The sequence below is a fragment of the Microcoleus sp. PH2017_35_SFW_U_B genome (genome assembly GCF_020737865.1).
GTDB lineage: Bacteria > Cyanobacteriota > Cyanobacteriia > Cyanobacteriales > Microcoleaceae > Microcoleus.
This window is the reverse complement of the sequence record NZ_JAEQDE010000103.1, coordinates 1-15196: the sequence shown is the minus strand read 5'-3', so window position 1 is coordinate 15196 and position 15196 is coordinate 1. Positions and strand designations below refer to the sequence as shown.

Annotated in this window: 8 protein-coding genes; all 8 read right to left on the bottom strand. The window is 45.1% G+C overall.

From position 1 onward, the window contains the following. Nucleotides 1-22: 22 nt before the first annotated feature. Complete coding sequence (locus JGK36_RS26635; RefSeq protein WP_293198617.1) at nt 23-1150, bottom strand: ATP-binding protein; 1128 nt, start codon at nt 1148-1150, stop codon at nt 23-25. 4 nt (nt 1151-1154) lie between these two features. Then, entirely contained in the window at nt 1155-4859 is a 3705-nt protein-coding gene (locus JGK36_RS26630) for a PAS domain S-box protein (RefSeq protein WP_293198615.1), read from the bottom strand. A 346-nt stretch (nt 4860-5205) separates the two neighbouring features. After that, on the bottom strand, nt 5206-7995 hold the full coding sequence (locus JGK36_RS26625; RefSeq protein WP_293185785.1) for an adenylate/guanylate cyclase domain-containing protein: 2790 nt from the start codon (nt 7993-7995) through the stop codon (nt 5206-5208). 324 nt (nt 7996-8319) lie between these two features. Then, nucleotides 8320-9777, bottom strand: a complete 1458-nt coding sequence (locus tag JGK36_RS26620; protein ID WP_293185786.1) for a PAS domain-containing sensor histidine kinase — start codon at nt 9775-9777, stop codon at nt 8320-8322. Between the two features lie 209 nt (nt 9778-9986). Beyond that, nucleotides 9987-10376 carry an RRXRR domain-containing protein gene (locus JGK36_RS26615; RefSeq protein WP_293185787.1) on the bottom strand — a complete coding sequence of 130 codons (390 nt, stop codon included), beginning with the start codon at nt 10374-10376 and terminating at the stop codon, nt 9987-9989. A 249-nt stretch (nt 10377-10625) separates the two neighbouring features. Beyond that, nucleotides 10626-11162, bottom strand: coding sequence for a Rab family GTPase (locus tag JGK36_RS26610; RefSeq protein WP_293185788.1), 537 nt, complete (start codon nt 11160-11162; stop codon nt 10626-10628). A 2-nt stretch (nt 11163-11164) separates the two neighbouring features. Next, on the bottom strand, nt 11165-14119 hold the full coding sequence (locus JGK36_RS26605) for an OmpA family protein (RefSeq protein ID WP_293185789.1): 2955 nt from the start codon (nt 14117-14119) through the stop codon (nt 11165-11167). 6 nt (nt 14120-14125) lie between these two features. Then, a complete protein-coding gene (locus JGK36_RS26600; RefSeq protein ID WP_293155138.1) occupies nt 14126-14734 on the bottom strand; it encodes a hypothetical protein in 609 nt (202 codons plus the stop codon). Between the last annotated feature and the right edge of the window lie 462 nt (nt 14735-15196).

Genomic DNA, 15196 nt, shown 5'->3' with positions numbered 1-15196 from the left:
TAATTGACCGGACATAATATGACTAATGACCAATAACTAAAAAAGGCAGCGCCACAATAAATGTAGTACCTTTACCGATCGCACTTTCCACACTTATTGTACCGCCATGCAGGTCAACTATGTGTTTGACAATGCAGAGTCCCAAACCCGAACCTTTAATCTTGCCTACATTCGCACCTCGTTCAAACTGCTGAAAGAGTTTTTCTTCATATCCCGCTGTCATCCCAATTCCCTCATCTCGAACGCAAAATATTATTTGCTGGTTTTCGCAGCTTAATTCTAAACTAATAGAACCGCCATTGGGAGAATATTTTATAGCGTTTGAAAGCAAATTAGTCAGCAATTGGTGCAGCAGTTTTGTGTCAATATTGGCGTGGAGTGGCTCTGTTTGGGCGAGGAAAGTTACAAGGTGTTTGTCGGTGACGATCGGTTGCAGTTCTTCTAAAATAGATGTGCAGAACTCTGTCACATTTAGCTCATTTAAATTCAAGGAAAGTTTGCCTGCTTCTGCTTTGCTGAGCATTAAAATATCGTCCAGCAATTCACTCATATTGCTGACGGCTTTTTTAATGCGATTGACATTTTTATTTGTTGTTCCTGGCGATATTTTCAAATCGCTATCTTCCAGCATTTCAGCCGAGATCTGTATGGTAGTCAAAGGAGTGTTTAAATCGTGGTATGCCATTGAAACAAATCGCGTTCTATTTTCGCTTTTCGCTGCTGCTAGTGCCATGAGTTTTTGCATTTCAACGGCTTCTTGATGTTTGCTCAGCGCTATCTTGATGGTAGCGTGCATTTCTCTTTCTTTAAACGGTTTGAGGAGGTAGCCATAAGAACCAGTATTTTCTGCTCGCTGCAAAGTTTCATCGTCGGCATAAGCAGTTGTATAGATAATGGGGATATCTAATTGTTGATGAATTATTGCTGCTGTTGCTATGCCGTCAATCTCGCCTTTGATTACTATATCCATTAAAATTAAATCTGGTTTGAGTTCGCCTGCGCGATGGATGGCATCGGCTCCTGAAGAAACAACATCGGCGATTTTATATCCAAATTTTTCTAATCTTTGAGATAAGTTCTTAGCGATCAATAGCTCGTCTTCTACAATTAAAATATTAATATTATTAATTTTTTGCTCTGGAAAATTCATGATTTTAGAACCTTTGCGAGTAAATTAACTCGTTAAATACTAAGTGAAAGGCTGTGCCGATTTCTCTTGACATTTCGATGGTTCCTTCTAACTGCTCGGTTAAAGTACAGACAACTTGAAAGCCCATCGAGTTAGTTTTCCTAAAATCTATGTTTTCAGGAAAGCCAATCCCGTTGTCCTTAACGAAGAGGTGGATTTCCCGATCGCCAGTCTGATAGCATTGTACACTAACTGTACCGCTCGTATCGTGAGGAAAAGCGTGTTTCAGGGTATTTGAAACCAATTCATTAGCAATTAAGCCGCAGGGAGTAGCAGTCTCAATATTTAGGGAGATTTGTTCAGCTAATACCTGCAACTGAATGCGGTTGTCACTTATATTGTAAGACTGAAACAAGTTACTGACCAAATCTTCTAGATATTCGCCAAAATTAATTTTTGCCAGGTTAGTCGATCGGTACAGTTTCTCGTGAATCAGAGCCATAGAGTACAGGCGGTTCTGACTTTCTTCAAACATTTTGGCTATTTGGGGGTCGGCAACCGTGTTAGATTGCAATTCTAACAGGCTGGCAACTACGCAGAGGTTGTTTTTAACGCGGTGGTGAATCTCTTTGAGCAAAATCTCTTTCTCTTTGAGGGAGTTTTTCAAATTTGCCTCCGCTTGGAAGCGATCGCTCAGTTCAGCTTGCAGTTGCTGGTAAAGTAGAGATTGCTGAATGGCGATCGCCAATTGATTCACCAACTGCTGAAATAAATTCATTTCCCATTCTTGCCACTCCCGGGGCCCATCGCACTGGTGCGCGATTAGCAATCCCCAAAGTTGGCTGTGCTGAATAATTGGGACTGCTAACTTAGCCCTAACTTCAATTTGTTGCAGAAATTCCATCATACAAGGTGTAATGGAGGGGTCATCTAGTTCGGAAATTGCACAAATTCGTCCTTGCAAATAAAGCTGATAACATTCAGCAGGAAAAACCTCTCGGCCAAAAAATCTATCTATCAGCCGACTGCATCCTTCTACCACCGCTTCAGCAATGACTCGGCCGCCAATTTCGGGTAAAATTTGATATACCAAAACTCGATCGACTAACAAGACTTGCTGGAGTTCGGCAACCGTGGTGTTAAGAATTTCCTCTAATTGCAAAGATTGGCGGACGCGACGGGCGATCGCCTCCACCAGCCGTTCTTGCTCAAACTGCTGCCGCAAAGCTATTTCAGCGCATTTAGAATTGCTGATATCGGCGGCGTAACCAATAATTTCGATCGGAATGCCCCTGCTGTCAACCAATAGTTTCAGTTCTGTCCGCAGCCAGCGATACATTCCATTTTTATGCAAAAAGCGGTACTCGTAAATGCAATTTTTACCCTCAGACAAAGCACAAAAATTTACTATAAATTGTGGCAGATCTTCAGCGTGAATCCTGCCCGACCAAAAGTTAGAATCTGCTAACACTTCTTGCGGCTCGTAGCCAACGATTGTCTGAACGTTGTCGCTGATGTAAGTAATACAAAATTTCCCCGCCGCAGCGGCAGTAAAAATTACCGCAGGATTAGAAGCAAGTAAAAATTGCAGGCGTTCTTTTAACTGCTGCAATTCCATTTCTGCTCGCTTGCGGTAACTGATATCTTCGATCGCCGCCATGCTGTAGAGAGGAAGGCCCTCGCCATCCCGAATCAGCGTCACCGTCATGTTTGCCCACATCAGCTCGCCATTTTTCTTAATCAGGCGTTTTTCCATTTGAAAGCGAGGAATATTGCCCTCGACCAACTGCTTGACTTGCTCGACATCTGCTGGTAAATCTTCCTGGTGGGTGACATCAGCGAAACTCATTACCGCCCAATCCTTATCGCTGTAGCCCAACATCTGGCGGTAAGCTTCATTCACCTCGATCGTGCGGTAATCGTGCACGCTTGCCAAACCGATCGCAATTGGAGCATCGTCAAACAAATTGCGAAACTTTTCCTCACTCTTTTGCAGTGCAGCTTCTGCCTGTTTGCGAGCAGTAATGTCTCGCGCTACCCACATCACCCGATCGACTCCCAGCGGCGAAATACTGCCATCAAACCAGATTAACTTGCCCTCAATTTCCATGCTGTATTCAACTCTGTGGGTTTGTCCAGATGCCAAGGTTTGGCGAATGTGGCCGAGGGCAAAATTAGCTTCGGCTTCTGGGAAGATTTCGGCGAGGGTTTTGCCTAGCACTTCATTAGCCCGTTTGTACAGCAATTGGGGAGGCGTGGGGGCGACTTTGAGGTAGCGGCCGCTGGCGTCGAAAACTAGCACGATATCCGTCATGCCATTAAACAGCGCCAGCAGTTCAGCTTCCGAGTTTTGCAGTTTTTCTGCGGTCAATTTGCGATCGGTAATGTCGGTGTCAGTCCCGATCAGTCGGTAGGTTTTGCCGTCGGGCGATCGAACCGCAGTCCCGCGGGCAAACATCCAGCAGTTGCTACCGTCTTTGCGGAGCATCCGGTGTTCGACTTCAAAAATTTCTGTCACACCCTCTAGATAAGCAGAGACTGCTCCCCCGACGGCAACTCGATCGTCCGGGTGAACCAGAGATCCCCAATGTTCCATGCAGTTGGGAATCTCTGCGTCTTGATAGCCCAACAAAGCTTTTAAAGACGGATCGACGTAGATTTCGTCGGTTTCCAAATTCCAGTCCCAAACCCCCACTTTGCCCGCCGATACTGCCAGTTCGTAAAATTTAGTGCGCTGCTGGACTCGCAGTTCTAACTCTGCATTGAGTTGCTGCAAAGCGATTTCTGCTTGTTTGCGATCGGTGACATCCCGACCGGCAGCTTGATACTCCACAATTTCTCCGTTTGCATCGAAGATAGCCCGATCGATCCACTGCTGCCAACGAATTTCCCCGCTCGGCAAAATTACTCGGTGTTCGCAAGTAAACACAGGCTTTTCCGCAGACAGAGAAGCATATTGTTCTTGAAAAATTTCTCGGTCTACTTCTGGGATCAGTGGCATAAAACTGTTACCGAGCAAGTCTTCTGGTTGCACGCCGAAATAGCGACAGTAAGCTTGATTGACAAATGTGAATTTGCCGTCGGGGAGGTAGCGGCAAATCAGTTCGCTTTGGTCTTGCACAATCGCCCGGTAGCGCGCCTCGCTCTCCCGCAGGGCATTTTCGGCGTTTTGTCGATCGCTGACTTGTTTTTCGATTTCTGACTTACTTTCTAAGAGTTCACACTGTTTTTGCTGAAGTTTGACAACTTCTTGCTGCAACATTTTAACGAGGCTGTAAATTTCTGGGTGAATCCTTTCTGCGGTGACTAAACCTACTGGCTGACCCCGTTCATCTACAATTGGCAAACAATCGATCGAGTATTGACAAAATAGCTTAAATGCGGTAAAAATATCTGTAAATTCTGATTCTTTTAAGACAACTAAATTCCGCGTCATGGCGCCGGAAACTTTCATTTCTTGCCATCCGTATGTGGTGGCTAAGTTCAGCAGATCTGCCAACCTTAGCAATCCGACTAGCTGATTTTCCTCGACCACTAAGATGCAACTAATTGATGCTGTTACCGTTTCGTTTGAGTGTGCAGGTGAATTCGGTAGCGGACAAGCGTCCATCGCCAGACGGATTAGGGCGATCGCATCTGGGAGGGAAGTTGAGGGCGAAACTGTCACAGGATGGCGATCGACAAATTCTAAGGGCGATCGTAAATTTACCGACAAATTAGCAAGTTCCATAAATCTTGGTCAAAAAGTATTCCTAACTAACTTTAGCAACACTTTTAGTCATCAGCTTGACGACTAATCACTGATGACTGATGACTGATGACTAATGACTGATGACTGCTGACTGCTGACTGCTGACTCCTGTTCGCGAGTTATATGAGTTGGGAGTATCTCAGTTTTCATTTATAGTGCTGTCCCCGCTCGCGTATTCTACAATACGCGAGCTCTTGCGTGCTCGCACTATAATAAAAAAAGTCAACTGTCAACTGTCAACTGTCAACTGTCAACTGTCAACTGTCAACTGTCAACTGTCAACTGTCAACTGTCAACTGTCAACTGTCAACTGTCAACTGCCAACTTATTTTTTACCAACAAGCAGATAAGTTTTCATACCCCCTTTACCTTTAACTTCAATAGTTCCGCGCCCTTCCAGCAAATATTTGTCTTTCAATAAGTCATAAGTAGTTTCACTGACTTGAATCCGCCAAGGCAAACCATGAGATTCCATGCGGGAAGCGATATTTACCGTATCGCCCCACAAATCGTAAATAAACTTTTTGATGCCAATCACTCCGGCAACAACCGGGCCGCTGTGGATGCCGATGCGGATGCTAAAATATTTCTTATTCAGACCATTAAACCGAGCTATCTCTTTTTGCATATCTAGAGCCATTTGGGCGATCGCCTCTGCATGGTCTGCCCGAGGGTAGGGCAGCCCTCCTACCGCCATGTATGCGTCGCCGATGGTCTTGATTTTCTCTAGGCCGTGCTGCTCGCACAACATATCGAATCCTGAGAAAATCTTATTCAGGAGCTCCACGAGGTCGATCGGATTCATCACAGAAGACAAAGCTGTAAACCCCACAATATCAGCAAACAAAACAGTCACTTCGGGAAAATATTCAGCAATAGTCGTTTCGTTTTGTTTGAGTCGTTCTGCTATTGCCACGGGCAAGATATTTAACAACAGATTTTCCGATTTTTCTTGTTCTTCCCGCAGGGCATCTTCTGCTTGCTTGCGTTCCGTAATATCGTGGTAACTCCAGACTCTACCGATAATTTTATCTCCCAGCCGCTGCGGTTCCGAATGGCGTTCAAAAAATCTGCCGTCTTCAAATTCCAACAAGTCAAAACTTTCGGCTTCTGGCTGGTCGTAAAGCGATTCTATTCTCTCTTGGAATGCTTGCGGGTCTTTGAGTTGGTTCTGCACAAAGGCGATCGTTGTTGCGTCGTCTCGCAGCGCCATCACGTCGCTAGGTACCCCCCACATTTCCACAAATTCTCGATTGAAAGTAACTATTTTTCCGCTCCTATCAATAGCTAAAATACCGTCAGCAGTAGAATCAAAAGTTGCTTGCAGCAAGGAAGCAGATTTTGCTAGAGCATCTTCCGCCATCTTGCGAGCAGTAATGTCTCGCAAAATAGCGCGAATCGCTACTAAAGAACCTTCCAAAAACTTACAGTTTATGCTACCTTCCAGCAAAATTTGTTCGTGATTCTTAGTAATAAATATTATCTGAATAGAGTGGGGATAAAAAGTATTTTCATTGACAGCTTTTTTAGTAATAACTTGACATAATATCTCCATCGACTCTGGGGAACTGTTGGGATGAATGATATCAAAAACAGTCATTTGAGCAATTTCGGCTTCGCTGTAGCCCAGAGTTTCCCGCCAAGCCCGATTTACATACAAAAAATGACCGTCAGCTCCAATACTTTGAATTAAGTCAGTAGCATTTTCAAATAAGTCTCGTAATTGTTCTTCGCTTTCCCGCAAAGCTATTTCCGCTTGCTTGCGCTTAATAAATTGACCGAGTTGGCTGCCGATTGTTGCCATTGTCTGGAGCAATTCTTCATCCAAATACTGCACTTCGCGGCTAAAAAAAGTCATCACCCCCAACACAGAGCTTTCAGAATTTTCCTGCTCGTAGTCCCCCAAAATTGGGAAGCCAAAAGCTCCGTGCAGTCGTTCTTCTACGCCAATTTCTCTGCTAATAAAAATTTCGCTTTCTGTTACATCCGCAATCCACTGAGACGAACCGCTGCCCCAAATGAGACCCGACAATCCTTCCCCGAATCCACAGATCATTTGTTCGGCAGATTCGGCAAATTTGGGGATGGAAACTGAGCCTTTTGTCCAACAGGCGACGCACCGCAGCAAATTGGGGTCGGAAATCGCAGTTATTCTCTTACTTCCTAACAGCAGTTTTTCCCCAGCTTCCGGCGGCATCCAAAGTTCGGCAGTATCCCACCCCAAACTGTCGCAAATTGCGGGGAGAATTGCTTCTAGAGCTTTTTTGATTGTTTCGGATGTAGAGAGGATGTGAGTGGTGACGTACTGAGCTACTTTTCGCTTGCGGGCTCGCTGTCTGTATGTCATGTCGCGGCCGATGTACACAAAATCTTGGAGGGCCGTAGAAGTTGCAGAAAAACTTTTCATGTCACTTGGAATCGGTGTACAGGAAAAGGAAACTGTCAGCTTTTCTCCTGTTTTTGCGGTGCAAATTACTTCAGTATTAGTTTGAGATTGTTGAGGCGACTCTTGGCTGACTGCTTGCAAAGATGCGCCCTCAGCAGTAAGGGTGTCTATTTGCTGACCTACTAATTCCGATTCGCTATAACCGAACAAATCTTGAGCCGCTTGATTGACTTTTTTGATTTTTCCCGAGGCCGTTGTCACCAACAAAACTTCGGCCATGGAAGTAATAATTTTTTCAACATAATTATTAGTAGCGGCTAAGGTACTCAATAAAATATTCATTTCATTGGTAGCTTGGACTAGAGTTTGTTCCAAACCCATCCTGTCGGTTACGTCTTCAAAAAATACAATTAATCTCTGCTCGCTATCGTCATTGCTGAACTCGACGATATACATATCAAAATAAAGCCGCGAGCCATTTTCTAATACTCGCGTCATCGCTTTTAATTCAAAATTTGGCAACCGCCCTTCAAAAATATCGATTAAAATTTCTTCAGTTCCCAGGAATTCGGGAAAGGGAATGCGGACATCGTTTCCGGTAACTACTTCCTCGGGACAGTCGGCAAACCGCTGCACGTTGAGAGATGTCTCTGCGATAAGAAAGTCTTGATCCAGTGCTAGGTACTCCAAGTGGTGGGGAACCAACAATTTATTTAACAGGGTTGTCATGTTGGATTTTGTAGTGGTGAACGTGCCCTCAGTTCGTGATAGTCATTAGTCATTAGTCATTGGTCATTGGTCATTGGTCATTGGTCATTAGTCATTGCTCGATTTGATGAATCTGGCACCTTGAAGTTTTGTCTAAAGTTTTGGAATAGACCAGCCAAGGTCGCTTACGTGGCACGGTACCCATTTTTGGGCGGGTCATTCCCAAATCGGAAAATCGAAAAATGGAAAATGGAAAATCGTATTATAACGGTTCTCAAGCGTGGTGAGGTATGCCCTATGCCTATGCCCTATGCCCTATGCCCAATTCCCAATTCCCAAATCGTATTACCTCTGTTTTGCAAATGGAATTGTGACTACAAAGGTAGTGCCTAACCCTGTGTCGCTGGAAAATTCGATTTGACCTCCGTGCAGGTCTACACACTGTTTAACTATGGATAAACCCAGTCCTGTACCAGGTATTTTTCCGACATTTTGGGCCCGGTAATAAGATTCAAACAGTTGTTCTTGGTCTTCTATAGGAATGCCAATGCCCGCATCTTTTATTTTAAATATAGCTTCTGCACTATGATAATTTAATTGAAAATCAATATAGCTGTCGATCGGCGAATATTTTACAGCATTTGACAGCAAGTTTGTCAAGATGTGCCGCAGCAATTTGGCATCCAGTGCGGGCGAGTATTCTGTTGCCTCCGACTCCGGAGCGGTTTTTTTCCCAGGCGCAATAGATTTTCTGCAAACAAAATTAATTTTATGATTTTGTCCGTAGCTAATTTTTATTGATTCTACTAACTCGCTACAAAATTTTCGCAAGTCAAGTGGTGCGGGATTGAATTGGAGTTTTCCAGCTTCGGCGCTGCTGAGCAACCGCACGTCATCTAATAGCTGAGCCATGTGTTTAGATGCTGATTTAACGTGTTCGAGGTATTCTTGTTTTTCCGCTTGGGTAATTTCGTCCCCATATTCTTTGAGAATTTGAGTAGCAAATAATACTGTATTTAAAGGATTGCCGAATTCGTGAGCCAGCATCGAGAAAAAACGAGATTTAAGCTGTCTGAGTTCTTGCTCTTTTACCAGAGAGCGACGAATTTCCATGTCTTCTTGCTTGCGTTCTGTGATGTCTCTGCCGATATATATGAAATCATAAAGTCCGTCTAATTCTGTCTGAATTGCCGAGCAGGAAAATTCTACCCAAATTTCTTCTCCCGATTTAGTAGTGCAGACTACTTCCAATTCTCTGAGCAGCTCTTTTTGAGACAAAATATAGCGGTGGCGACCTTGGTAAAGCAATGTTTCTTCGACTACTATGATGGAGAGAGGCTGGTCGATTAATTCTGCTTCGCTGTACCCAAATAACCATTGTGCCGATTGATTGACTGTTTTGATAATTCCTAATGTTGTTGTCACCAACAAAGCATCGCCCATGGAGCGAATCACTTTATCTATATAATCTTTTGAAGCGGCTAAGGCGCTCAGCAAAAGATTAGCTTCATTCGCTCTCTGAATCAAGGATTGCTTCATCACCATTTTTTCGGTGGCATCTTCAATCAAAATTAGCAAATTACTTGCCATATCTTGTTCGTTTTCATGTTCTATCGCCAACATATCGAAGTATAAAGGGCGGTTGTTGTCGGCAAACCGAGCGATACCTTTGAGTTCAAAACTCGGCCGCCTTCCCATCACGATCGACATGAGGATATTTTCAATTCCAATCAGTTCGGGAAAACAGATGCGAGCATCTGTACCGGGGAGCGCGTCACCCGGAGTATCGGCATAATTCTGCACTTCGGCAGAGGTTTCCTGAATGATGAAATTGTGATTTACTATTAGATACTCTGTTTGTCGCGGACCCAGGAGCTTTCTAAAAAGGGGGTTCATACTGTTCGATAATTATTGGTGGACATATCCAGACACTCGTTCTTTTTTGAGTATGTTTTCAGGCATAGCTGTAACCATCTTTCCTGTGAACTGTTGTGCAATATTCCGGGTGTATCTCACTTGGGAAGAGGGCGAAGCATGACCGCATATAAGTTATTAGTTATAATCCCATATTGACTACGGTCATGCTTCGCCCCTACGGATATATTTGCTTGCATTGAGATGCACCCAATATTCCGGGAGCATCTCAGTTTTGCATTTACAGTGCTGTCCCCGCTCGCGTGCTTGTACAAGCACGCGAGCGGGGACAGCACTACCATAAAAAATGCTTCTTGCAAAACTGAGATGCTCCCAATGTTTTCTACTACTCGCTTGAGGAGCAGTGTGAACGGATAGCGCCGAAACACCGAAGCCTTGCCCGAATCTAAAAGTTTTCTGGCGTGACTGGGATGAACCGGATTCATCGGTTTTTTGTTGGCATCAATGAGAAAAACGTAGTTTGACATCTTCTGTCAGCCTTATTTCTAAGTAATGTTTGCCTCGGAAATGTTGAAAGAGCTTGTTGGGAGTGCAACACGCGGATCTGTATGTAATTAATCCGTTCCTTAATAGCAATCGACAGAGCTACAAACTGGCGTTCATCTGTAGGTGTCATGACTCAAACAACGTAGGTCTTATCCTGTTCCTGCACGTTCGCAGCATCTACCCAATGCAGGCTCTGTTTGGGTAGATGTGGGTATACATCTACGAACGGTTCATACTTGTTCTACCATTGTGTAAGCTAGTTTGTGAAAAATTTCGTCAACGTCTTTGCCGGTTTTAGCCGATGTGGTATAAACTGCTATTACTTTGTCTTGACCGATTGAGTGGGAGATTTCCACTAGCAGTGCCAATTTTTCTTCGTCAATCAAGTCTACTTTGTTCAAAGCGACGATTATTGATCCTTTGGGATTGACTGAAGAAAACAGCTTAACGTGTTCGGAGATTCGCTCAACTGTTTCGGAGCGGCTGACATCGGCAACGATTAAAACGCCGCTAGCTCCTTGTAAGTAAGTCGGTGCGATTCCTTTGAATTTTGTATGTCCTTCTAAGTCCCAAATCAGCAACTGTGCGGTGACACTTTCCGGGTGTTTGGTGTTTTCTAATGCGATACTTTTGCGGGAAATTTTTACTCCGACGGTGGAGAGGTACTCGTCGCTGAATTGCCGATCGACAAAACGGCGGATCAGACTGGTTTTACCGACGCCAAAGTCGCCGATCATGCACATTTTTTTAGATATAGTAACTGACATAATTATTTGCTGTTTACGATCTTAGTTATTGGTTCAAATAGCACGCATCTGCTTAAAAGTAGCGGTTGATTGGGTTCCACGCCGGGGGGAGGATTTTGACTGCCAACCGCCAGGAGGCGCTTCGGATTGGCACCTTGCCGCAGCAAAGCATCTCGCACTGCTGTGGCACGCTGGAGCGACAACCGTTGATTGATGACAAGTTCCCCAGTGCGATCGCTGTGTCCAATTATCTTAATCTGTTTTTGAGGATATTGATCCATGAAACTTTTAACACTGGCGATAATTTCTTCTGATGCTGAGTCTAATGTTGTCGTTCCTTGGTCGAAGTAGATGCGGGTGGCAATTTTAAGCGGATCTAGTTTCACAGTGCTAACGACTGACTCAACGCCGGGAATTTGCTTCAGGGACTGAGCAATTTTCTGTGAATCGACAGCCTCCATGACTGTCCCCTCTACTGTAACTTTGCGATCGCCATACCGACTAGAAATAGAAACACCCGACAAGCGGTTCAAAACAGCGGTGATCCGCTGCACCTCACCCGCCGTCAACACGGGATCTGGAGGTACATCTACAGCGACAATTTGATTGTCTAATTTCAGATTTGGTGCAGTTGAGGCGGCTATTTTGGCGGCTTTTTCCCGCAATTCTGGATTTGGCAAATTTCCGGTTAACTTGAGAGTGTTGCCCTCCACGTCGGCGTTTAAGCGGTAAACCGCTAATTCTGGGGTCGAGGCTAAAGCTAAAGCGGCATTTGTTGCCAGGGGGCGGTCAATGCTCCGGCGGTGCTGATAAATTACCCAAGGTGTTGAGATTAAGGTTAGCGCTGCGATCGTCACCCCGATCAGCACGAAGGGGGGTTTTTTTGATTTTTCCCTTTCCACCGGGTCGAATAAACTTTGGATGAACGGGTGCACAGAGTCCGGTATAGTACCGGGATCGCCGTTAAACTCGTGAATTAATTTAGCGTAATTAAGGATCAGATTAGTAAGTGTTTGCCGGAGTTTGTTAATGAACGACTGTGGCGGTTCTCCTTTAATCACGACTGCCATGTAGCAGTATCCCGCTACTTCTAACATAATTTTTGAGTCGCCGTATTCAATTAGATTGAGTTCAGAAATTTCTCCGGGCTGAACGATGCATTCGTTCACAAAGCTGCGAATAGCTGTGAGCATTCCTGCTACCATTTCCGCTTCTAACTGGTAATTGCCTGCGGGGTGTTGAACTTCGGAAATTACCAAGCCAGATGCCTTGTGAATTAACAATGCTGCTTGGACGGTAAAAGGTATTGATTCTCTGAGGATTAATTCAGCTTCGGAGACTCCTTGTACTTGGGAGCGAATTTTGCGCCCAACTCCTTCCATGCTTAAGCTATTTGAGACTTTTTCGTTGATAGTTTTAATAGCTTCTGCCATGTATTTAGAGATCGTACTGCCAATGACGGGATAGAGAGCATCCACCATAGAGTCGCGTTCGAGGGCGATTTGGGCTGTAATGGCTTTGCCCATTTCCGGGGCGAGGGCTTGGGCGATCGACTCTTGATCGAGGCGAATTTGCTCTTTTATCGCCAAACCCATTTCTGGGGCGATCGCCCGAGCAATATCCGCTGGCGAATTTTCTATTTGTTGAGCAAGTGCGTCGGGCAGCAACTCACCTATCGCCGAACTCATTGCTTGCCTGTTTTCCACAGTTTTAGCCCTAATCACTTCATCAATAATTGGGACTATCGCATTAACAACTTCTTCTCTGGAATCGGCAATTTTGCGGCTGAGAATTTCTGCGATCCAAGGCAGCATTAGGGCGATCAGCTCTTGTGGATCGTAGATTTGGTGTTCCAGTTTTTCTAATTTAGAGTCGATGCTTGCTAGCAGATTGCACACCCCCGGCAAATCAGTTTCTGCTAGGAGATTTTTGAGTTGCTCGATATCTGACATTTGCGAGCCAAAAATCAGATTTTGCAGCCTTCCCATCGCGCTGTCGGCTTCATTGAATTCTTGTTTAATATCGCCTATGATTTCCGATCGCTGCGATAGTGGTATCGGCTGTTCTTGCGACTCTCGGTTCGGTTCAATTGATGCCACACTTGCATCTGCATATATTTTTTGTGATGGCTGCGAAAGTCCGGACACTGAGGAATTCGGATCGGTTGCTGCGGGTGGCGCCAGAGTTTGGGGAATGGGCGAATTCTCTACAGCGGTGTCAGCAGAATCCTGGGATTTTTCGCGCTGTACGTACTGGGGAGAATCGGAAATTGTTAAGTCAGGGAATGCTTGTAGCGAGGGTGATTCTCTCTCCAAATCCGAAACATCTGCGGAAACATCTATAGTTTTAGCTGAGGAATAGTTTCTTTCCAGTTCAGAAGTGTTGAGTTTGTGAGTAGCGAACAGCAAATTGTGGGACTCGTCTGCAACAGCCGGGGAAGCAGTAGAATCGGGTTGGCAAGAGCCAGTTTCTGGCACGGCTGCAATTTCCTCTGGCTGTGCGGAGGAAATACCTAACAAATCCATCAACCCGCCGAGTGCTCCAGCTTGACTATTTTTGCCGCTGCTGTCAGCTTCGGGTTCGGAATTGTGCTGCGCTGCAATTTCCTGTGGCTGTGCGGAGGAAATACTTAACAAATCCATCAACCCGCCGAGGGTTCCAGCTTGACTGTTTTTGCCGCTGCTGCTAGCAGCTTCGGGTTCGGGATTTTGCTGCGCTGCAATTTCCTCTGGCTGTGCGGAGGAAATACTTAACAAATCGATCGACCCGCCGAGGGCCCCAGCTTGACCGTTTTTGCCGCTGCTGTCAGCTTCGGACTCGGGATTTTGCTGCTTTGAACCAGCAATAATTTTGAGATCGAATAACAGAGTCAACAAGGGGTCTAGCTGGGTTGCTGCCGAGGCAGCAGACTCGTCAGGTTTAGAAACAAAACCCTCTAGCTGATTTTCAACTTCTGGATTTTCTTTCGGTAAAGCCATGCGTTATTATCCGTGATGGTGGCGCTCCGGCAACAAAAATTCGTTATTTGACTTATTATCAGCAACGCCTTTAAGTTCGGGCACAAATTCTGTTCCTTTGAGTCTCATTCCTAGTTCAAACAGAATTTCTGCCATGTCATCTCTGGAAACTTTAACATCTCTGAGCATGGAAAAGCGTCGGTCTAGTTCTTCAAAAACCTGTGTTTTCAAAGTGCGGGTTTCTTCGGAGAGTCGCTCTCTGGTTTGGGAGAGTTCGTCGCGAATGGAACTGGTTTGATTGTCGATCGCCTCGTCGAGGGCTTCGATGGTGCTGGAGCATTTGCGGTTAACGCGATCGATTTGCTGTCGGAGGTCAGCACTTTCTTCTTGCGTATTTAAGGTGAGCGATTTAACTTTCTTTTCTAACGAATCAACTGCCGCCCTCATTTCTGTGGACAGAACTGTTTTCACTTGTTCGATGCGAGCGTGCATATCTTGCTGCATCATCGACAAGTCGGAATCTATTTTGTCGAAACGATTGTCGTATTCTCTAAGCTGCGCCCCGAAAATTATATCGCGAATCTGGTCAATATTTCCCAGGCGTTCGCGCATTTCTTCTTTAGTTATTTCGGCCATGATATTACCTCGAATCTCCGAAAATTGTGAGTTTAAGAACTGTACTATATTTTTTGTTAAACTGCTAGTCGAACGGTTTGAGCAGGGTCAAAAGACGTGCTGCTGACTTTTACTGCGATCGTTGACAGTTGTCAGATACAGGGGCTTTTTGACTGGGGACAGCTCGACTTTTAGATACTCCCTCCCCGAAAGTCGGGGATGAGATTCTTGAGAAGTTTAACTGTAAATCTCCTGAAATTCAGGTTCTTGGAGGCAATCATCAGAGCCACAACGAGGCTCCCCAAAATAGCGGTTTGCTATTCTTGCCTTGCCGCAAGCTCAGAGGAGCGCAGACATTCCTCCAGACAGCAAGGTAGGTTGTAAGCTGCTACACAAAACTTAGCTAAACTTTCTCAAGTCTCACTATTCAATCAAGATTGCTCTTGAAGGGTCTGCTTCCTGCTTCACCCAAGGGAGTCGGCT